The following is a 20,429-nucleotide window of genomic DNA, read 5'->3' as shown; positions in this document are numbered from 1 at the left end:
GCGCGCCGCCCCCGGCCGCTTACCACGCAGCCGGGGCAGACATGCGCGAATCGGCGAAGTGCGGACGAGTGTCGCGCGTGGGGCAGACTGGGGGCCTGAGTCCGAAGCGAAGGATGGGTATGCCGACCACACCAGCCACCGCCGCGAACAGCGCGCAGCACGGCACCGGCACTCAAGAACCGATCATGCTCGAACTGGTCGACGAGTCCGGCAACACCATCGGCACGGCGGAGAAGCTCTCCGCCCACCAGGCGCCCGGTCTGCTGCACCGGGCCTTCTCCGTGTTCCTCTTCGACGAGCAGGGCCGCCTCCTGCTCCAGCAGCGGGCGCTGGGCAAATACCACTCGCCCGGGGTCTGGTCGAACACCTGCTGCGGGCACCCCTACCCCGGGGAGTCCCCGTTCGCGGCCGCCGCCCGGCGGACGCACGAGGAGCTGGGCCTGTCGCCGTCGCTGATGGCCGAGGCGGGCACGGTCCGCTACAACCACCCGGACCCCGATTCGGGTCTGGTGGAGCAGGAGTACAACCACCTGTTCGTGGGACTCGCGCAGGCGGCGCTGCGGCCGGATCCGGAGGAGGTCGCCGACACGGCGTTCGTGACCCCCGGGGAGCTGGCGAAGCGCCACGCCGAGGTGCCGTTCTCGGCCTGGTTCATGACGGTGCTCGACGCGGCCCGGCCGGCGATCCGCGAGCTGACGGGCGACGCGGCCGGCTGGTAGGTCGCCGCTCAGTGCGCCCTGGGGGGCGGCACGGCGAGCGGCAGGGCCGCCCAGATGACCTTGCCGCCCGCCGCGGTGTGCTCGACGTCGCAGACCCCGCCGGCCTCCCGGGTGGTCTCGCGGACCAGCAGCAGGCCCCGGCCGCCGGTCTGGCCGTGGTCGGCCTCCAGCGCCTTGGGCCGGTAGGGGTGGTTGTCCTCGACGGCCACCCGCACCCACTCCCGGCCGATCGCGACCTCGACGGCCACCTCCGGGGACAGCAGGGCCGCGTGCCGCACGGAGTTCGTCACCAGCTCGGAGACGATCAGCAGCAGGGAGTACACCAGGTCCCGGTGGGCCGGTACGCGCTGGCGGCCGAGCAGGTCGCGGACCGCGCGGCGGGCCTGCGGAACGGATTCTTCAACGGCGGGCACGGTGAACCGCCACACGCCTTCGTACGCCAGCGGGCCGGCCGGGGCCTCCGGCTCACCAGCCTTGACCGGCGGGACGCCCCCGCTGACTTCCATCTCCCGGCCCCGTCCTTCGCACTCGATCGTCTCCACTCGTCCAGAGTGGGGATCGGACGGTGCGGTCCGGACCGCTGACCGCAACTCGGCGGGATTAGGCCGCTTTCCGACCGGCGGCGTATGACAGCGTCAGTTGTGCGACTGATCCTGACCTCCTGCGGGTCCCTCCCGGGCCCCGTCCCCGTCGTCCCGGCCGACCAGGCGCAGGACGCGCCGGGCCCCCACGCCCAGGGCGATCAGGGCCAGCCCGTCGAAGAGCAGGGCGAGGGAGAAGAAGGTCCCGATCACGTACAGGCTGCTGCTGGGCCAGTTGGAGAGGATCAGCAGGCCCAGCACGATACCGAAGGCGCCCTGGACCAGGGTCAGCCCGAAGTGCGCGCCCCGCACGACGATCGCCCCGACCAGCCGGAAGACGCCCGCGACGAGGAACAGCAGCGCCGCGAACATCGTCAGCGCCTCGGCGCTGGCCTCGGGACGGCGCAGCACCACGAAGCCCGCGGCGATGTTCACCGCGGCGACCATGACCGTCAGCCAGAAGTGGCTGCTGCCCCGCGACTGCACGGCCTGGACGAGGCCCACGACGCCGCCGACGAGCAGCAGCCAGCCGAACAGGAGCATCGAGGTGAGCGTCGCGAGCCCCGCGTACACCAGGCCCGCCAGGCCGCCGAGGACCAGGACCGCGCCGAGGACGGCCAGCAGCGCGTAGTTCCGCTTGAGCTTCTTCGCCCCCTTGGCGTCGAGGCCGCCGGGCGGGGGGCCTGCGCCGTCTGCCGGGTCTGCGCCCATGGGCGTGCCACCTTTCAGCGCCCCCCGTCGGACTCCCCGATCATAGGATCGGCAGCCCGGGATAGCATCCGGCGCATGGACGCAGCCCTCCTGCACTCGGTCGCCGACGGCGTCGCCACCGTCGCCATCTCGCACCCCGCGAAGCGGAACGCCATGACCGCGGCGATGTGGAGGGCGCTGCCGGAACTGCTCGACACCCTCTCCGCCGACCGGGCGGTGCGGGTGCTGGTGCTGACCGGTGCCGGACCGACCTTCTGCGCCGGAGCGGACATCTCCTCCCTGGCCGGGAAGGAGGACCCGCAGGCCCTGGCAGTGCTCGCCGAGGAGGCCCTGGCGGCCTTCCCGAAGCCGACGATCGCGGCGATCCGCGGCTTCTGCGTCGGCGGGGGCAGCCAGCTCGCCGCCGCCTGCGACCTGCGGTTCGCGGAGGAGGGCTCCTCCTTCGGGGTGACGCCGGCCCGGCTCGGCATCGTCTACCCGGCCTCCTCGACGCGCCGGCTCGTCTCCCTGGTCGGCCCGGCCACCGCCAAGTACCTCCTCTACTCCGCCGAGTTGATCGGCGCCGAGCACGCCCTGCGGGCGGGGTTCCTCGACGAGCTGCTGCCGGCCGGGCGGCTGGAGGGGCGGGTCGCGGAGTTCGCCCGCATCCTGACGACCCGCTCGCAGCTCACGCAGGCGGCGGCGAAGGAGTTCGCCGACGGCCGGACCGACCGGGACGCCCACTGGGCGGCCGAGGCCGCAGCGAGCGGCGACACCGCGGAGGGCGTCGCCGCGTTCCTGGAGCGGCGGACCCCCGCCTTCACCTGGACGGCAGGGGGCTGACCCCGCGCAGCCGCGCGACCAGTTCCGCCGGCGCCCTGTCCGGCGAGCCGGCGTCGTACGGCGGCTGCGGGTCGTACTCGATCATCAGCTGGACGGTCTGCGCCTGCTCGTCCCCGGCGAGGCGGCCCACCAGGGCCAGCCCCATGTCGATGCCCGAGGACACCCCGGCGGCCGTGACGTACTTGCCGTCGAAGACGACGCGCTCGCCGGTGGGCCGGGCGCCGTACGCCGGCAGCCGGTCCAGGTACAGCCAGTGGCCCGTGGCACGGCGGCCGTCGAGGAGGCCGGCGGCGGCGAGGAGCAGCGAGCCGGTGCACACCGAGGTCGTCCAGGTGGTGGCGGTGTCAACGGTCCGCAGCCAGTCGAGGACGGCCGGGTTGCCGGTCTGGGCCTCCGGGTGGGGGCCGCCGGGGACGACGAGGACGTCGGGGCGCACCACCTCGTCGAGGGCCTTCTCGGCAACCAGGGAGAGCCGGCCGGAGTCGCAGCGCACCGGGCCGGGGCGCTCGGCGACGAACACGGCCTCGGTCCCGGGCAGGTGCGCGAGGGTCTCGTAGGGGCCGACGGCGTCGAGGGCGGTGAAACCGTCGTAGAGCAGGACGGCGGTCTGCATGTCTCCTCCGAAGGGGGTGCGCTGGGACGGGTCGGGATGAGGTCGGGTGGGCGGCCCCGCCGTACGGCGGCCGGGTGCGGGTCAGTGGCCGAAGCGCCGGCGGTACTCCGCCGGGGGTTGGCCCAGGGTCTTCACGAACGCGCGGCGCAGGGCCTCCGGAGTGCCGTAGCCGCAGGCCCGGGCGATCTGCGCCACCCCCTCGGCGCTGTCCTCCAGCAGCCGCCGGGCGTGCTCGACCCGCACCTGCTGCACGTACCGGCCCGGGGTGACCCCCGTCTCGGCCCGGAAGGCCCGCGCGAAGTGCCGCGGCGAGAGCCCCGCGCGGGCGGCGAGCGCCTCCACGCCGAGGTCCTCCCCCGGGTGCTCGGTGATCCAGTGCTGGACCTCGCGCAGCGGCTCCCGCAGCGCCGTCTGGGCGGCGAGCTGCGCGCTGAACTGGGCCTGGTTGCCGGGCCGCCGCAGGAAGACGACGAGGTGCTGGGCGATCGACAGGGCGACCTGCCTGCCGTGGTCCTCCTCCACCAGCGCCAGGGCGAGGTCGATGCCCGCCGTGACCCCGGCGGAGGTGGCGACGGGGCCGTCGCGTACGTAGATCGGGTCCGGTTCGACGGCCACGTGCGGGTAGTCGCGCGCCATCTGCTCGCACGCGGACCAGTGCGTCGTGGCGCGGCGGCCGTCGAGCAGCCCCGCCTCCGCGAGCAGCAGCCCGCCCGTGCACACGGAGACCAGCCGCTGCGCGCCACCCCCGTGGGCGCGCAGCCAGGCGGTGAGCCGCGGGTCGAAGTCGCCCCGGTAGCGCCCGCCGGGCACGAGCAGCGTGGTTCCGGGGCCCGGCCGCTCGTCCCGGAGGGAGCCGTCCGGCACGAGGGTGAGGCCGCTGCCGGTCCGCACCGGCCGCCCGTCGGCGGACGCGGTCCGGATCTCGTAGCCCGCCCGCCCCGGGAAGCGGGAGACCGCGGCGAACACCTCCACGGGGCCGGTCAGGTCCAGGCTCTGGACGCCGTCGTAGAGGACGGCGAGCACGGTGCGGGGTGACATGGCTCCATGGTGTGAGCCCGGACGGGGCGGCCGCAATGACGTGCTCCCCACCTATCCGGCCATCGGCCGGCGGCCGCCCGCCGCAGCGCGCCGGCGCCGGTGCGGGCGCGGATAGGATCGGTGCACCATGACTGCAACCCTCGTCGCCAAGAACCTCGGTGCCGCGCACGGCGAGCGCACGCTCTTCGCCGGACTGGACCTCGTCGTCGCCCCGGGCGACGTCATCGGCCTCGTCGGCGTCAACGGCGCCGGGAAGTCCACCCTGCTGCGGCTGCTCGCCGGCCTGGACACCCCCGAGGAAGGCGAGCTGCGGCTCTCCCCGCCCACCGGCAGCGTCGGGCACCTGCCGCAGGAGCCGGAGCGCCGGCCCGGGGAGACGGTGCTGGAGTTCCTGCACCGGCGCACGGGCGTCGCCGCCGCGCAGGCGGAGCTGGACGCGGCGACGCAGGGCCTGGTGGACGGGGCGCCGGGCGCGGACGACGCGTACGCGACGGCCCTGGACCGCTGGCTGGACCTCGGCGGCGCCGACCTGGACGAGCGCGCCGCGGAGGTCGCCGACGAGCTGGGCCTCGCCGTGGGCCTGGACCTGCCGATGACCGCGCTGTCCGGCGGCCAGGCGGCCCGCGCCGGCCTCGCCTCGCTGCTGCTGTCCCGGTACGACGTGTTCCTGCTGGACGAGCCGACCAACGACCTCGACCTCGACGGCCTGGAGCGGCTGGAGCGGTTCGTCTCGGGCCTGCGCGCCGGCACCGTCGTCATCAGCCACGACCGCGAGTTCCTGGCCCGGACGGTCACCAAGGTCCTCGAACTGGACCTCGCTCAGCAGCAGATCAACCTCTACGGCGGCGGCTACGAGTCCTACCTGGAGGAGCGGGCCCGGGCCCGGGCGCACGCCCGCGAGGAGTACGAGGAGTACGCGGACAAGCGGGCCGCCCTGGAGGGCCGCGCGCTGATGCAGCGCAACTGGATGGACAAGGGCGTCCGCAACGCCCGCCGCAAGGCCACCGACAACGACAAGATCGGCCGGAAGCTGCGCGGCGAGGCCAGCGAGAAGCAGGCGGCCAAAGCCCGGCAGACGCAGCGCGCCATCGAGCGGCTGGAGGTCGTCGAGGAGCCCCGCAAGGAGTGGGAGCTGCGCATGGAGATCGCCTCCGCCCCGCGCTCCGGCTCGGTGGTGGCGACGCTGCGCGAGGCGTCCGTCAAGCGCGGGGACTTCGGGCTCGGCCCGGTGAGCCTCCAGGTCGACTGGGCGGACCGGGTGGCGATCACCGGGGCGAACGGCGCCGGCAAGTCGACGCTGCTGGCGCTGCTGCTGGGCCGGCTGGCCCCGGACTCGGGTTCGGCGGCGCTGGGTTCGGGCGTGCTGGTCGGCGAGGTGGACCAGGCGCGCGGGCTGTTCCTCGGCGACGAGCCGCTGCTGGAGGCGTTCTGCGCGGCCGTCCCGGAGACCGAGCCGGCCGACGTGCGGACCCTGCTGGCGAAGTTCGGGCTGAAGGCGGCGCACGTGCTGCGCCCGGCCGCGACGCTCTCCCCCGGCGAGCGGACCCGGGCGGCGCTGGCGCTGCTCCAGGGCCGCGGGGTGAACCTGCTGGTACTGGACGAGCCGACGAACCACCTGGACCTGCCGGCGATCGAGCAGCTGGAGTCGGCGCTGGAGGCGTACGAGGGGACCCTGCTGCTCGTCACGCACGACCGGCGGATGCTGGATGCGGTCCGGGTGACCCGCCGCCTGCACGTCGCCGACGGCAGGGTCGCCGAGCTGTAGGGTCTGTCCGGCCGGACCCTAGTCCGGCGGCGGCTGCCGGTCGGCGGGCGGCCTGCGGGTGCGGGCCATGCGGCGGGCGACGAAGCCGCGCGGGAGGTGCCGCGCGGCCACGGCGTACGCCCGGTAGCGGCGGCCGGCGATGCTGACGGGCCTGCGCAGGGCCAGGTCGCGCAGGGCGCGGTCCACGACGGCCTCCGGCTCCAGCCAGACCGCCTCGCGCAGGGCGGTCGTGTCCATGCCGGCGCGGGCCTGGAACTCGGTCCGGGTGAACCCGGGCACCACGGCGAGCACCCGCACCCCGTACGGGGCGGTGTCCACGCGCAGGGACTCGCTGAAGGCGGTGACCCAGGCCTTGGCGGCTCCGTAGGTGCCGGTGGGGAGCAGTCCGGCCACGGAGGACACGTTGAGGACGGCGCCGCGGCGGCGGGCGCACAGCCCCGGCAGGGCGGCGTGGGTCAGGCGCAGCGGCACCTTCACGAGGAGGTCGAGCATCCGCTCCTCGTCCTCGACGGGGCTGTACGGGAACGGGGCGGCGAGCCCGAATCCGGCGTTGTTGACCAGGATGTCGACGGGCCGGGCGGGGTCGGCGAGGCGGTCGGCGACGCGCTGGAGGCCGGCCGCGTCGAGCAGGTCGGCGGGCAGGATCTCGCAGTGTGCGCCGAACTCGCGGTGCAGCCGGTCGGCCGTGTCGCGGAGCCGGTCGGCGTCGCGGGCGACGAGGACGAGGCGGCAGCCCTTGGCGGCGAGGCCGCGGGCGAAGGCCGCTCCGAGGCCGGAACTGGCCCCGGTGATCAAGGCGGTGGGCACGGGAGGTGTCTCTTCCTGCGGCGGTAAGGGGGTCAGGGGGCGAAGGCGGTCGTCTCGGGCGAGCCGTAGGCGCGGGCGACGTCCACGAGGAAGCGGGCCTCGTCCTCCAGTCCGGTGCCCTCCGCGGGGGTCTGCATGGCGGCGGGCAGCACCCACTGCGCGGCCGGCCCCGGCGCGCCGGTCCGCCCGGCGAGCTTGGCCTCGCGGGCCTCCTTCAGGACGCAGGCCAGGGCGGCCGCGGGGCGCCGCGGCTCCGGCACGCCGCGCACGGTGACGTGGGCGGCGGCGAGTTCGGGTACGCCGGGGGCGACGTACTCGCCGAGTATCAGGATGGCGTCGCGGGTCTCGATGACCTTGCGGTAGACGAGCAGGTTCCGCGGGACCGGCGGCCACAGCAGTTCGAGGACCCGGCCGGCCCGCGGCTTGGTGAGGGCGACGTGCGGCACGGCCTGGACGAGGTCGCGCCACAGCGGCCACAGCCGCCACGCGGTGGCGGTCTCGGCGGTGGCGGCGCGCAGCGCGAAGAGGGTCGGGACGAGGATCGCGGCGGCGCGCAGCAGGCCGTGCAGGTTCATGGTCAGCGGCATCGCCGGCATCGCCCAGGTGCTGCCGAAGAGGGCTTTGGCGAGGAAGGCGACCCAGAAGACGCCGGCGAGGGCGGTGCCGAGGCCGAACAGGCGCAGCCCGAAGGCGAGCGCGCGGCTCTCGGTGCGCCCGCTGTAGCGCCAGCACAGGGCGACGCAGACGGTGTTGGCGATCAGGTGCGCGGCGATCAGGAGCAGCCAGTACGCCGTGGACGGCACGGGGTCGCCCTGCGCGGGGATGGTGTGGGTGCCGTGGGCGGGGGCGGTCGCGTCGAGGACGGCGAGCGCGGCGAGCCAGCCGGCGGCCGCGGTCCAGGCGGCGATCTGGAGGGCGCGGCCGCGGGTGGCGGCGGCGACGAAGGAGAGCACGGCGCCGGCGGAGAGCACGCCGATGAGGTTGCGGGTCAGGCCCACGGCGTGGGAATGCGCCGGGTCGCGCATGGCGTGGGCGACGACGGCGGGCAGGTTCAGGGTCATCGCCGCGGCGGCGGTGGCGACGGCGAGCCACAGGCCGCGCTGCTGCGGGGAGCGCAGCGCGGCGGGGGCGCGCAGCAGGACGGCCGCCCACAGGCAGACGACGCTGGGGACGGCGAGCGCGTCGCCGAGCGCGAGGAGCTCAGTGGCCACGGGTGCTCCGCCCGTAGCCCATGGCCGACTCCAGCCGCGCGAGGGTGCCGCGCAGTTCGGCGGCGGGCTTCGGGCAGGGCGTCGCCGTGCGGATGCGGATCATGCTGGCGAGCATCTCCGCCTCCTGTTCCTGGCGGGTGGTGTAGTTGGAGCGTCCGAGGACGGCGGGGGCCCGGCCTCCGTTCTCCTCGCCGCGCAGCGAGTGGTGGCCGAAGAGGATGTGGCCGAGTTCGTGGAGCACGATGTGCTCGCGGTGCAGCGCGGTGGTGTGGGCCTCGTAGAAGACGTAGTCGACGCGGGCGGTGCCCACCCACAGTCCGCACACGCCCGATTCCGCGGCCTCCTTGGGCAGGGGGTGGAGGCGGATGGGCCTCCCCCGCTGCTCGGCCATCCGGTTGCACAGCCCTTCGAGGGAGAAGGGGTGGGTGAGGTCCAGATGGCCGAGAATCTTCTCGCACCGTTTGCGGAGGCCGAGTTGCGAGTGGAGCATGTGATCCCTCTTCGGACCCTTTCGCGGGCAGCGCCGGTAGGCGTGAGCAGGCATGGGCGTGGCGTCCTGTGCCATCAGGGGGCCTCGTGGGGTGCGGTCGCGAGAGGAAACGGAAAGCCCGTCCGCCGGACGACGAACGGGCGTTCCCCATGCCTACCGATCACCTGCGCCGGTTGGCAAGGCATGTCCGCAGGTGGGGTGCCTATTCGGCCACCCGCGGCGGGGCCCCGCGCGGGGCCCCGCCGCCTGCCTTCCGCCGGGCGCCGGCGGGCGGCCGCGCTACCGGGTGCGCCGCCCCTCGGGGCCCGCGAGGCCCGCGCGGCGCAGGGCGTCGGCCATCGCGCTGTTCGCGGGGGCCGGGGCGCCGCCGCCCTGGCCCTGCCGCCGGCCGTCGCCCTGCCCGCCGCGGCCCTGGCCGCCGCGCCGCCCGCCCTGGCGGTCCTGGCCGCCCTGGCCGCTTTGGCCGCCGCCGCGCTGCTGCGGGGGCCGGCCGCCGCCGCGCCCGCCCTGGCGGTCCTCGCGCTGCCGGGGAGCGCCGCCCGCCGCCGCGCCGGGCTCGTCGTCCAGGCGCAGGGTGAGGGAGATCCGCTTGCGCGGGATGTCGACGTCGAGGACCTTCACGCGCACGATGTCGCCGGGCTTGACGACCTCCCGCGGGTCCTTGACGAAGTTCTTCGACAGGGCCGAGACGTGCGCGAGCCCGTCCTGGTGGACGCCGATGTCGATGAAGGCGCCGAAGGCGGCGACGTTCGTGACGACGCCCTCAAGGACCATCCCGGGCTCCAGGTCGCCGATCTTCTCGACGCCCTCCTTGAACGCCGCCGTCCGGAACGCCGGGCGGGGGTCGCGGCCCGGCTTCTCCAGCTCGCGCAGGATGTCCGAGACGGTCGGCAGGCCGAAGGCCTCGGTGACGAACTGCTCGGGCCGCAGCGACCGCAGCACCGCCGTGTTGCCGACCAGCGCGGCGACCTCGCTGCCCGCGGTCTTCGCCATCGTCCGCACCACCGGGTAGGCCTCGGGGTGCACGCTGGAGGAGTCCAGCGGGTCGTCGCCGCCGCGGATGCGGAGGAAGCCCGCGCACTGCTCGTACGCCTTCGGGCCCAGCCGGGCCACGTCCTTGAGCGCCTTGCGGCTGCGGAAGGGGCCGTTCGCGTCGCGGTGGGCGACGATGTTCTCGGCGAGGCCCGCGCTGATGCCGGACACTCTGGCGAGCAGCGGCGCAGAGGCCGTGTTGACGTCGACGCCGACGCCGTTCACGCAGTCCTCGACGACCGCGTCGAGGGAGCGGGACAGCTTCACCTCGGACAGGTCGTGCTGGTACTGGCCGACGCCGATCGACTTCGGGTCGATCTTGACGAGTTCGGCGAGCGGGTCCTGAAGGCGGCGCGCGATGGAGACCGCCCCGCGCAGCGAGACGTCCATACCGGGCAGCTCCTGCGAGGCGAACGCGGACGCCGAGTACACGGAGGCGCCCGCCTCGGAGACCATCACCTTGGTGAGCTTCAGCCCGGGGTGGCGGGCGATCAGGTCGGCGGCGAGCCGGTCGGTCTCGCGGGAGGCGGTGCCGTTGCCGATCGCGACCAGCTCGACCGCGTGCTCCTCGGCGAGGCGGGCCAGCTTGGCGATGGACTCGTCCCACCGGTTGGCGGGGACGTGCGGGTGGATCACGTCCGTCGCGACGACCTTGCCGGTGGCGTCGACGACGGCCACCTTCACGCCGGTGCGGAAGCCCGGGTCGAGGCCGAGGGTCGCCCGGGTGCCGGCCGGGGCGGCCAGCAGCAGATCGCGCAGGTTCGCGGCGAAGACGCGGACGGCCTCGTCCTCGGCGGCGGAGCGCAGCCGCATCCGCAGGTCGATGCCGAGATGCACCTGGATCTTGGTGCGCCAGGCCCAGCGGACGGTGTCGGCGAGCCACTTGTCGCCGGGGCGGCCGCGGTCGGCGATGCCGAAGCGGCGGGCGATCATGCCCTCGTACGTGGAGGGGCCGGGGGTCTCGGAGGGCTCCTCCGGCTCCAGGGTGAGGTCGAGGACGTCCTCCTTCTCACCGCGCAGCATGGCGAGGACGCGGTGGGAGGGCAGCTCGGTGAACGGCTCGGCGAAGTCGAAGTAGTCGGCGAACTTGGCGCCGGCCTCCTCCTTGCCCTCGCGGACCTTCGCGGCGAGCCGGCCGCGGCCCCACATCCGCTCGCGCAGCTCGCCGATGAGGTCGGCGTCCTCCGCGAACCGCTCGGTGAGGATGGCGCGGGCGCCCTCAAGGGCGGCGGCCGCGTCCGCGACGCCCTTGTCCGGGTCGGCGAACGCGGCGGCCGCGGCGGCCGGTTCCACCGACGGGTCCGCGAGGAGGCCGTCGGCGAGGGGCTCCAGGCCGGCCTCGCGGGCGATCTGCGCCTTGGTGCGCCGCTTGGGCTTGAAGGGGAGGTAGATGTCCTCCAGCCGGGCCTTGGTGTCGGCCGCGTTGATCCGGGCCTCCAGCTCGGCGTCGAGCTTGCCCTGCTCGCGCACCGAGTCGAGGATCGCCGCGCGCCGGTCCTCCAGCTCGCGCAGGTACCGCAGCCGCTCCTCCAGGGTGCGCAGCTGGGCGTCGTCGAGCATCTCGGTCGCTTCCTTGCGGTAGCGCGCGATGAACGGGACGGTGGAGCCGCCGTCGAGCAGCTCGACGGCGGCCTTGACCTGCCGTTCCCGTACGCCGAGCTCCTCGGCGATCCTGCCTTCGATGGACATCGTCACGTTCGGTTCCGCCTGCCTTCGTCGTGCACTGGAAGGCTGCCCATTGTGGCAGGTGGCCGGGCCCGGGGGCGCGGTCCCTCAGGCCTTTCCGAACGCGTCGGCGGGGAAGGCCCCGGCGGCGACGGCCTTGGCGACGAAGCCGCCGCCCAGTTCGGCGAGGCGGGCCAGGCCCTGCGCGCCGAGGTGCTCGTAGGGGCCGGCGTCGAGGCGGTCGGTGGCGTCCTCCAGGCGCTCGCGGACGGAGCGGCCCTCGGCGGTGAGCTCTCCGCCGGCGTCGAGGAGGCCGCGCTCGCGGAGCCGGGCGGCCGCCGCGTCGAGGTCGGACTGCTCCCAGCCGCGGATCGCCTTGATCCACTTCGGGGTCATGCCGCGGCCGGTCGCGGTGTGGCTGACGAGCGCCTCCAGCGGGTCCAGGCCGGCCTGGAGGAGCGCGGCGAGGTGGCCGTCGCCGCGGTGCTCGCGCAGCAGGGTGGTGGCGTGCCACAGGCGCAGGTGCGCCTCGTCGGGGACGGGGAGGTCGGCGTGGGCGGCGTACAGGGTGCGGGCGTGCCGGGAGCAGCCCTCGGTGGCGCGTATCGCCAGGTCGGCGGCCTCGGCCATCTCGGGGGACGCGACGGCCTCGTCGCCGAGGAGCCGGCGCAGGGTCCGGTCGGCGGCGCGCAGGCGGGCGGCGACGGCCTGCGCGGGGGTGACGGTGTCCCAGACGGCGGGCAGGTGCCGGGCCACGAAGTCGTGGCGGTAGTTGTAGAACGTGGCGGTGACGGTGCCGGCGCCGACGGCGCCCATGGCGGCGGCGCGGGAGGCGAGGGCCGCGGTGGAGCGGTCGGCGACGCCGAGCGCGGCGAACTCCGCGGGAAGGTCCGGGGAGAAGTAGATCGTCGCGTGCAGCGGGTTGATCGCGGCGTGCCAGGCGCGGCGCGCGGCGTGCTCGGGAAGCGTCATGGCGGCCAGGTTACCGACTGCTCAGTATGCCGCGTCGGCGGGGCCCGGAAGGACGGGATCCGGGGCTGGAACGACGGCGTCCTGGGCTGGAACGACGGAATCTCGCGGGTCCGGTGGTACGGGGCGGGCGTGTGGGACCCTGCGGTTTCGGCCTTTCTCGGCCGCGGGCGGCACCCGCTGCAGCGGGTCGGGGCGGGGGCCGAAGGGGACGACGGGGGCGCAACCGACTCCGCTCGGCGGGCGGGCGGCCGCCGGTGTGACGGCCGAATGGCGATCGTGTGACAGCGGGGGCCATGGACATGACGTGGGGCGCAGGCGGTGAATACGGTCGAACACCACCACCCCCCAACCGACTTGGAGTCCACCCGTGCACCGCAAAGTCATCGCCCCGAGCGTGCTCGCCGCCTCCCTCCTGCTGGTGATCCCGGCATCGGCAGCGGGTTCGGCCGCGGGCGCCCCGGGCATCGGCGACCCCTACTACCCGGCCAGCGGCAACGGCGGATACGACGTGTCGCACTACGACCTGCGCCTGAAGTACCAGCCGGCGACGGACCTGCTGGAGGGCACCGCCACCCTGCTCGCCACCGCCAAGACGGACCTGTCCCGCTTCAACCTGGACTTCGGGCTGAAGGTCAGCGAGGTCCGCGTCAACGGCGCGAAGGCGAAGTTCTCCACCTCCGGCGTGCACGAGCTCGAGGTGACCCCCGCCAAGCCGCTGCCGAGGAACACCCAGGCGAGCGTCGTCGTCAAGTACGCCGGGAAGCCTTCGGAGTTCAAGGTCGACGGCTGGTCCGCCTGGCAGCGCACCCCGGACGGCGGTGTCGCCGCACAGGAGCCCGAGGCCGCGGCCTGGTGGTTCCCCAGCAACGACCACCCGCTCGACAAGGCCACCTTCGACGTCTCCGTCAGCGTCCCCGACGGCACGCAGGCCATCAGCAACGGCGTCCTGCAGTCGCAGACCTCGCGCCTGGGCTGGACCCGCTACAACTGGCGGTCCAACAAGCCGCAGGCCACGTACCTGGCGACGCTCGCCGTCGGCAAGTTCGACATCACCACCGACAGGACGGCGAACGGCCTGCCCGTCCTGAACGCCTACAGCAAGGACCTCGGCGACAACGCGGGCGCCGCGCGGGCCTCGGTCGAGCGGACCGCCGAGATCGCGGAATGGCTCGAAGGGGTCTTCGGCCCGTACCCCTTCAACGCGCTCGGCGGCTACGTCCCGAACGTGCCGTCCGGCTTCGCCCTCGAGACCCAGACCCGCCCCTTCTACAGCCCCCGCCAGTTCGCGAACGGCGCCAACACCTCCGTCGTGGTCCACGAACTGGCCCACCAGTGGTACGGCGACAGCGTCTCCGTCGACGGCTGGAAGGACATCTGGATCAACGAGGGCTTCGCCCGCTACAGCCAGTGGCTCTGGTCGGAGAAGGAGGGCGAGGGCACCGCGCAGGAACTCGCCGAGTGGACGTACGCGGTGCGCCCGACGGAAGACCCGTTCTGGCAGGTCAAGCCGGGCGACCCCGGCCCGGACAACCAGTTCCACGCGGCCGTCTACGACCGCGGCGCGATCGCCCTCCAGGCCCTGCGGAACGAGATCGGCGACGAGGCGTTCTTCCGGATCCTGAAGGGCTGGCCGACCGAGCGGGCGCACGGCAACGCGAAGGTCGCCGACTTCGTCCGGTACGCGGAGAAGGCGTCGGGCAAGCCGCTGGCCGCGCTGTTCGACACCTGGCTGTACACGCCGGGCAAGCCGGCCTTCGGCCCGCCGGCCGCCTCGGCCGCGGCGAAGGACGGGCGCGCCGCGCAGGCGGCGCCGGCCGCCGGCCGGGCGGAGCCGAAGTCGTGGAAGAAGATCGCCGCGACGAACACGGTCCACGACACCGGGCACGACCACGGCCACGGTCGCGGGCACAACCACGGCCACTGACCGGACTGTGACGCGGGCCGCCGCCCGCCGCTCCCGCGCCGGCGCCCCTCAGCAGGCGCCGGCGCGCCGGCGGGCCCGCGCCCGGTAGGCCAGCGGCAGGTAGCGCACCCGCTCCGGCAGCAGCGGGACGAGCAGCCGTACGGCCGTACTGAACCGGCGCAGCCTGCGCTCCTGGGCCGGCGTCCACTCCAGCCCTATCGCGGCGCGCGCCTCCGGCGGCATGTACCCGACGGTGACGAAGGCCCGGAAGTGCAGGAACGCCGCCCGCAGCAGCGGCCACGCCAGGCGCGTCAGGATCCGTACCGGGAGCGGGCCTCCCGTCGGCCGGGGCAGCGGCACATCGGTGGCGACCAGCTCGCGGGCCACCTTGGTCGGCTCCAGCTCCTCGGCCAGCATCCGGTGGTAGTACGGCCAGTACTCCTCGACGGTCTGCGGCATGTCGCGGTCGCGGAGCCCGAGGATCCGACCGACCTGGAGCCACTCCCGGTACAGCTGCCGCTCCTGGGCCGGGGTGAAGCGGCGCAGCAGGTAGCGGCCGGCGTACAGGTAGATCGGGAAGCCGGTGGCGTGCACCCAGGCGTAGCAGGCGGGGTCGAGGGAGTGGTAGCGGCGGCCCCGGGTGTCGACGCCCTGGATCTCCTTGTGCAGGCGGCGGACCCGGCGGCCCTCCTCGGCGGCCTCCTCCCCGCCGTACACCCACAGCTGGACTGAGCGCAGCGAGCGCTCGCCGCGCCCCCAGGGGTCGGTGCGGAAGACGGAGTACTCGTCGACGCCTGCGCCGATGGCGGGGTGCGCGACCTGCATGGTGAAGGCCGCGGGCAGCATCAGCAGCGCCCGCACGTCCCCGGCGATGGTCCACAGCACCCCGCCGGGGGGCGGCGGTTGCGGCTCGTCCCGACGCGCCCCGCCGGGGCGCGACCCGGGCGCGGCGGGCTGTCGTGCGGTCGTCATGGCGCGTCCCCCTGGTCCGGTGCTCGTACGTCCAGTATGGCCGCACCCGTACCGTTTCCCCAGGTCGGGGCCGGGGTGGTGCAGCCCCGCCGGCCGCGGCGACGGCACATCGTAAGAACGGCGCCAGAAACCCTTGTCACGGGTGTTACCCAGAGGTAACCGCGGCTGCTTGGATGACGGGGTCGGTCTCCCCCACCCCGGATTGATGGAGCGTCCATGCCTCCTGTCCTCCCGTTCCCGCACCGCCGCCCCCGCGCCACCGCGGTGGCCGTCGCCGCGGCCGCGGCCTGCGCCCTGACCGCCGTCGGCGCCCCGCCCGCCGACGCCGCCGAGGCGGCCGCGGGACCCCGGCTGAGCGTGCTGACGTACAACGTGTTCCTGATGAGCAAGAACCTGTACCCCAACTGGGGCCAGGACCACCGGGCCGCGGAGATACCCCGGACCTCCTTCTACCAGGGCCACGACGTGGTCGTACTCCAGGAGGCCTTCGACAACAGCTCCTCGGACGCCCTCAAGGCCAACTCGGCGGCGCAGTACCCGTACCAGACGCCGGTCGTCGGCAGGAGCCGGACCGGCTGGGACGCGACGGGCGGGGCCTACTCCTCCACCACCCCGGAGGACGGCGGCGTCACGGTGCTGAGCAAGTGGCCGATCGTCCGCAAGGAGCAGTTCGTCTACAAGGACGCCTGCGGTGCCGACTGGTGGTCCAACAAGGGCTTCGCCTACGTCGTGCTGGACGTGAACGGTGCGAAGGTGCATGTGGTCGGCACGCACGCCCAGTCCACCGACCCGGGCTGCGGCGCGGGCGAGGCGGCGCAGATGCGGGCACGCCAGTTCCAGGCGATGGACGCCTTCCTCGACGCCAAGAACATCCCGGCGGGCGAACAGGTCATCGTCGCGGGCGACATGAACGTCGACTCCCGCACCCCGGAGTACGCGTCGATGCTCGCGAACGCCGACCTGGCGGACACCGACACGCGTACGGGGCACCCGTACTCCTTCGACACGGCCCTCAACTCGATCGCCCGCTACCGCTACCCGTCGGACCCGCGGGAGGACCTGGACTACGTCCTGTACCGCAAGGGCCACGCACGCCCGGCGGGCTGGGAGAACAACGTGGTGAACGAGGCGTCGGCCCCCTGGTCGGTCTCCAGCTGGGGCACGACGTACACGTACACGAACCTCTCGGACCACAACCCGGTCATCGGCCGCTGACCCCTCCCCGGCGGCGACCCGCCCCGCTCCCGGCCGGGAGCGGGGCTTGGGCTTGCCCGAGCGGCGTCCGTGCCGGGCCGGGAGCAGGCGCCGCGTAGGGTGCACGCATGACGATTCGCGCTGTGGTGTTCGATGTCGGTGAGTGCCTCGTCGACGAGACCCGGGAGTACGGCACGTGGGCGGACTGGCTCGGCGTTCCCCGCCACACCTTCGCCGCCGTCTTCGGTGCGGTGATCGCCGAAGGCCGTGACTATCGCGAGACCTTCCAGGTCTTCCGGCCCGGCTTCGACCTCACCGAGCAGCGCGAGGCCCGCGCTGCCGCCGGGCAGCCGGAGTGGTTCGGTGAGGACGACCTCTACCCGGACGTCCGGCCCGCCCTCGCCCGCTTGCGCGCCGACGGCCTGTGGCTCGGCATCGCCGGCAACCAGACCGTCCGCGCCGGCGGCCTGCTCCGCGACCTGTTCACGAAAGACGTCGACCTGATCGGCACCTCGGACGACTGGGGCGCCAGCAAGCCGGACCCCGAGTTCTTCGAGCGCGTGGCCGCGGTCGTTCCGGCCGCCGCGTCGGAGATCCTCTACGTCGGCGACCGCGTCGACAACGACCTGCGCCCCGGCAAGCAGGCCGGTATGCACACCGCGCTGATCCGCCGGGGCCCGTGGGCGACGATCCAGTGGGACACCGCCGAGGCACGCGCACTCCCGACGTTCCGCATCGAGAGCCTGGCCGACCTGTCCCCCAGGATCGCCGAGTTCAACAAGAGAGGGCGTTGACGACGGCCCCCCAGCCGTAGAGCCGGTCGTCGAGGTCACGGACGTACTGCTCGTGCTGCCAGAGCCCCAGGGCGCGCCGCACCTCCCGGATGCGCTCCAGCCCCGTCGCGTACCAGTGCGTTTCGAGCAGGACCAGCGCCTTGAGGGCGTACCGGGCGGCTTCCTCGGGCCGCCCGGCAGCAACCGCCACGGCAGCCAGGTCACCGAGGACGACGGTCCGCTGCTTGTCGCTGTCTTCGGGAAGTTCGGCGAGAACGCCGAGTAGCGTGTCGCGGGCCTGCGGAAGGTGCCCCGCGGCGAGCTGTGTGTGACCCTTGAACGCGGCCAGCCGGACGGCCGAGAACCAGTCCAGCCACTCAGGACTCCGGTGCTCGCTGCCGGTTGCGAGGACGTCCTCGCCGTGAGCACACAGGTTGAGGGCGGCTCGGGTGTCGCCGCAGCGCGTCGCGCACTCGGCTTCCACGGCGTCGAGCCAGGCCAGCAGTTCGGCGCTGGCAGGACCTCGGCGGGCGTACGCGCGGGCTGCCACCATCCGCTCCGTCGCGCCGTCCCGATCGCCGCTCCACCCGGGGATGAACGCCATGTGGGCGAGGACGGCACTGCCCAGGAGGGCGTCATCGGCCTCCCCTGCCGCCTGGAGCGCTCGCACCCAGGTGTCGCCGGCACGGTCGGGCTCTCGTAGGTCGAAGAACTCGATCCGGCCGGCCAGCAACCAGCTCTCGGCCAGGGCCGTGGCGAGGAGCTGCCGCGTTCGCCCGGTGGTCGCGTCCAGGAGTTGGCTGCCCAAGGCCGCGTGCGCGGCCACGGCGGGGTGCAGGGTGGCGGGGGCCACGCTCCAGTAGAGCCGGCGGTGGGCACGTGTTCCGGCGAGGAAGTCAGTGGCAGCGGTGGCGGGTTGCTGCGCGTTGGGTGTACGCAGAGGACCCCGGTTGGCGGGGGCGAGGAGGCTGGTCGATGTCCGCGTCTCCGCGCCCGGCGGAACGTTGAAACCGAGTTCGTCGAGCGGTCGGCCGAGGAGCTCGCTGAGTGCCTGGCGGATATCGGGCTGCGGGAGGGGCGGAGCCTCCGATTCCCAGCGTCGGACCTGCCGAATGCCGACGGTGACGCCGCGGGCAGCGAGCGCGTTCACGAGGTCCTGCTGTGATCGGTAGCCTGCCGCCTGCCGGGCCGCACGCAATCGGACGTTGCCAGTGGATCGAGGCATTCCAACTCCCTTGGCCGGTTCAGATCTGACCACTGTGGCAGGAAAGTCCGCCCGCGGACTGCGCTTCACCGGTTCGGGCGTAAGGAAGTCCTTTTTCGTCCATAGAAAGCCCTCTGGCAAGTCCTCGTAACAGGACTTCACTACGTCCATGGTGTGTCCACCACCTGCTGACGACGATGGGAAGCACCGGCATGGGTATGGCGCAGGGTCACGCGGACACGACCCGACTGGTCGCCCGAGCACTCGCCCCGTACGCGGAACGCCCCGGCCCGGAGGCCGTCGCGGCGCTCGTCGACGACCTGCTCACCTGCGGGCAGGAGCTCCACGGCTCGCTCTCCCGGGCGCCGTCGCAGCACCGCCCCGCCGGAACGGTCGCGGCACTCGCCGAGTGGGAGTACTTCGCAGCCGTCGGCCCGCTGGGGTCGGGCCCCCACGCGAACTGGAACTACGCCCGGGCCTTGGCCCGGATCATCCGGCAGTTGCTGGCATCGGGGCGGTAGTGAGGCAGGTCGGGGGCTTCGCGACCGGTCCGGCGCGTCCGGCGCCTTCCGACTGCTCGAACCACCGTTGGCGGGGCGGGCGAGGCGGGGTAGGCGGGAGCCACGCGGTCGGGGTCGGAGAGACGGCGGCGGGCGTGAGTTGGCGGGAGCCGACGACTCGGGGTCGGTGGGTGCGGGGGGTGTCCCGGCAGCCCATTGTCCTTCCGGGGCGGGCCGCCCTGTAAAGGGCGCTCCTTCGTTGCGTCGCTGCGCGATGGCCCTTGCGGGCCACCCTTGACAGGACGACCCGCCCCGGAATGCCAACAAGCTGCCGGGAAGCCCCCAGGGGAACGGCCTGGAGGGAGCATGGCCTGCCGGGCGGATCAGAGAGCTTTCTCTCCCGCCCCGGTGGCCCCTTTCGCCCCACCGGCATCAGCAGACCCGTCGTGCGGGCCCTGGCTGGCTTTGACCGCACGAAACGACGCCCAGAGCATCACCCGGAGACAGGAGCGCCCCAGATCGCTACGGGGCCCGGTTCTCCAGCGTCCGGCGGCCGTCAAGGGCCGGGAGGCGCGAAAGATCGCTACAGGGGCGCCGTCGGCTCGACGACTGACCGCCGCACGGATGGCAGGGGATGGGCGGCAGGGCGGAGGAAGCCGTCCTGCCGCCGAACGCCGATACATGAGAAGCATGGAGAGGGCAGGGGCGCTTCGCACCCCCCGACGGCCCTCTGCTGTCGATGTGGGAGGAGCGAAGCGACCTGAGGCGCTCCCCTGCCTCAGACGACGGCCAGCCGCCGAGCAGGCAGCGGTGTCCGGTCCTGGGGCGCTTCGCGACCCAAGACGGCTCGCCAGCCGCCGAGGAACAGAGGTACGCAGCTTTTTGGGGCGCTCTGCTGCCCCAGACGGCAGACGGCAGACAGCGTCGGCGGCCGGGGGCCGGAAAGGCAGGGGCGGTATTGGGAGCCGGGGCGCTTCGCGGCCCTGGGCGGGGAGCAGCCGCGAAGACGGCCACTCCCAGCTGCCGAAAGACCGAGGCGCGCAGCGACTTTGGGCGCTGCGCCGCCCCGGACGGCGGCCGGCCGCCGAAAGAGCCGTGCCGTGTACCGATCTGAGGCGCTGCGCCGCCCCAGACGGTGGCCGGTCGCCGAACGGGCAGGGATCGGTGCGACCTGGGGCGCTTCTCGGCCCCAGACGGCCGATGGCCGCTTGGCCGAGGGCGCCCACGTAGCGATCTGACGCGCTCCTGCATCCGGATGATGCTCTGGTCGTCGTTTCCCGCCGTCAGAGCCACCCGGGCTGCCGCCAGCGGGTCTGCTGATGCCGGTGGGGCTGGATGTGGCCGCCGGGGCGGGAGGGAAGGGCTCTGATGCGCCCGTATGCCTCTCCTCCCCCCTGGCCGTTTCCCTGGGGGCGTCCCGGCAGAAAAAATGCCTCCGGGGCGGGTCGGTCGGTCAA

General features: G+C 73.9%; 18 protein-coding genes. 7 read left to right on the top strand and 11 right to left on the bottom strand.

Translation table 11 applies throughout. The features are described 5' to 3' along the window. The first annotated feature begins 119 nt into the window (after positions 1-119). Positions 120-719 carry an isopentenyl-diphosphate Delta-isomerase gene (idi, locus tag ACZ462_RS26035; protein ID WP_467805393.1) on the top strand — a complete coding sequence of 200 codons (600 nt, stop codon included), beginning with the start codon at positions 120-122 and terminating at the stop codon, positions 717-719. Positions 720-727: 8 nt separating this feature from the next. On the opposite strand, the gene ACZ462_RS26030 is transcribed toward idi, so the two are convergent. Beyond that, complete coding sequence (locus ACZ462_RS26030) at positions 728-1,225, bottom strand: ATP-binding protein (RefSeq protein WP_467805520.1); 498 nt, start codon at positions 1,223-1,225, stop codon at positions 728-730. A gap of 129 nt (positions 1,226-1,354) precedes the next feature. Further along, on the bottom strand, positions 1,355-2,011 hold the full coding sequence (locus ACZ462_RS26025; protein WP_467805392.1) for an HdeD family acid-resistance protein: 657 nt from the start codon (positions 2,009-2,011) through the stop codon (positions 1,355-1,357). A 75-nt stretch (positions 2,012-2,086) separates the two neighbouring features. Here ACZ462_RS26025 and ACZ462_RS26020 point away from each other — a divergent pair, with 75 nt between their 5' ends. Beyond that, positions 2,087-2,833, top strand: a complete 747-nt coding sequence (locus ACZ462_RS26020; RefSeq protein ID WP_467805391.1) for an enoyl-CoA hydratase/isomerase family protein — start codon at positions 2,087-2,089, stop codon at positions 2,831-2,833. Here the strand turns inward: ACZ462_RS26020 and ACZ462_RS26015 are convergent. Further along, complete coding sequence (locus tag ACZ462_RS26015; protein ID WP_467805390.1) at positions 2,811-3,446, bottom strand: DJ-1/PfpI family protein; 636 nt, start codon at positions 3,444-3,446, stop codon at positions 2,811-2,813. The genes ACZ462_RS26020 and ACZ462_RS26015 overlap by 23 nt on opposite strands. A gap of 81 nt (positions 3,447-3,527) precedes the next feature. Next, positions 3,528-4,484 carry a GlxA family transcriptional regulator gene (locus ACZ462_RS26010; protein ID WP_467805389.1) on the bottom strand — a complete coding sequence of 319 codons (957 nt, stop codon included), beginning with the start codon at positions 4,482-4,484 and terminating at the stop codon, positions 3,528-3,530. A gap of 127 nt (positions 4,485-4,611) precedes the next feature. Between ACZ462_RS26010 and ACZ462_RS26005 the strand changes: the two genes are divergently transcribed. Next, positions 4,612-6,249, top strand: a complete 1,638-nt coding sequence (locus ACZ462_RS26005; protein ID WP_467805388.1) for an ABC-F family ATP-binding cassette domain-containing protein — start codon at positions 4,612-4,614, stop codon at positions 6,247-6,249. Between the two features lie 18 nt (positions 6,250-6,267). Here the strand turns inward: ACZ462_RS26005 and ACZ462_RS26000 are convergent, their stop codons facing one another. From ACZ462_RS26000 to ACZ462_RS25980, 5 genes are all read right to left on the bottom strand, one after another. After that, a complete protein-coding gene (locus ACZ462_RS26000; RefSeq protein WP_467805386.1) occupies positions 6,268-7,056 on the bottom strand; it encodes an SDR family NAD(P)-dependent oxidoreductase in 789 nt (262 codons plus the stop codon). Positions 7,057-7,088: 32 nt separating this feature from the next. After that, positions 7,089-8,267 carry an MAB_1171c family putative transporter gene (locus ACZ462_RS25995; protein ID WP_467805384.1) on the bottom strand — a complete coding sequence of 393 codons (1,179 nt, stop codon included), beginning with the start codon at positions 8,265-8,267 and terminating at the stop codon, positions 7,089-7,091. Then, a complete protein-coding gene (locus ACZ462_RS25990; RefSeq protein WP_467805383.1) occupies positions 8,257-8,757 on the bottom strand; it encodes a hypothetical protein in 501 nt (166 codons plus the stop codon). Before ACZ462_RS25990 ends, ACZ462_RS25995 begins: the two co-directional genes overlap by 11 nt. A gap of 279 nt (positions 8,758-9,036) precedes the next feature. Next, positions 9,037-11,484 carry a Tex family protein gene (locus tag ACZ462_RS25985; RefSeq protein WP_467805382.1) on the bottom strand — a complete coding sequence of 816 codons (2,448 nt, stop codon included), beginning with the start codon at positions 11,482-11,484 and terminating at the stop codon, positions 9,037-9,039. 78 nt (positions 11,485-11,562) lie between these two features. Further along, positions 11,563-12,426 carry an SCO6745 family protein gene (locus ACZ462_RS25980; RefSeq protein WP_467805381.1) on the bottom strand — a complete coding sequence of 288 codons (864 nt, stop codon included), beginning with the start codon at positions 12,424-12,426 and terminating at the stop codon, positions 11,563-11,565. Positions 12,427-12,793: 367 nt separating this feature from the next. Here ACZ462_RS25980 and ACZ462_RS25975 point away from each other — a divergent pair, with 367 nt between their 5' ends. Beyond that, positions 12,794-14,350, top strand: a complete 1,557-nt coding sequence (locus tag ACZ462_RS25975; protein WP_467805379.1) for a M1 family metallopeptidase — start codon at positions 12,794-12,796, stop codon at positions 14,348-14,350. Positions 14,351-14,398: 48 nt separating this feature from the next. On the opposite strand, the gene ACZ462_RS25970 is transcribed toward ACZ462_RS25975, so the two are convergent. Continuing rightward, complete coding sequence (locus tag ACZ462_RS25970) at positions 14,399-15,301, bottom strand: oxygenase MpaB family protein (protein WP_467805378.1); 903 nt, start codon at positions 15,299-15,301, stop codon at positions 14,399-14,401. Positions 15,302-15,517: 216 nt separating this feature from the next. On the opposite strand from ACZ462_RS25970, the gene sph reads away from it, so the two are divergent. After that, positions 15,518-16,516 carry a sphingomyelin phosphodiesterase gene (gene sph, locus ACZ462_RS25965; protein WP_467805377.1) on the top strand — a complete coding sequence of 333 codons (999 nt, stop codon included), beginning with the start codon at positions 15,518-15,520 and terminating at the stop codon, positions 16,514-16,516. 107 nt (positions 16,517-16,623) lie between these two features. Further along, entirely contained in the window at positions 16,624-17,289 is a 666-nt protein-coding gene (locus ACZ462_RS25960) for an HAD family hydrolase (protein WP_467805376.1), read from the top strand. Here ACZ462_RS25960 and ACZ462_RS25955 read toward each other — a convergent pair. Beyond that, positions 17,270-18,493: a transcriptional regulator gene (locus ACZ462_RS25955; protein ID WP_467805374.1), complete on the bottom strand. Its 1,224-nt coding sequence runs from the start codon at positions 18,491-18,493 to the stop codon at positions 17,270-17,272. The genes ACZ462_RS25960 and ACZ462_RS25955 overlap by 20 nt on opposite strands. Positions 18,494-18,684: 191 nt before the next feature. Here ACZ462_RS25955 and ACZ462_RS25950 point away from each other — a divergent pair, with 191 nt between their 5' ends. Next, positions 18,685-18,993 (top strand): DUF6415 family natural product biosynthesis protein, encoded by a 309-nt coding sequence (locus ACZ462_RS25950; RefSeq protein ID WP_162793160.1) that lies wholly within the window; start codon positions 18,685-18,687, stop codon positions 18,991-18,993. Positions 18,994-20,429: the final 1,436 nt, after the last annotated feature.

The sequence above is a fragment of the Streptomyces sp. NPDC031121 genome (assembly GCF_055570615.1).
This window is presented reverse-complemented; position numbering and strand designations above follow the sequence as displayed.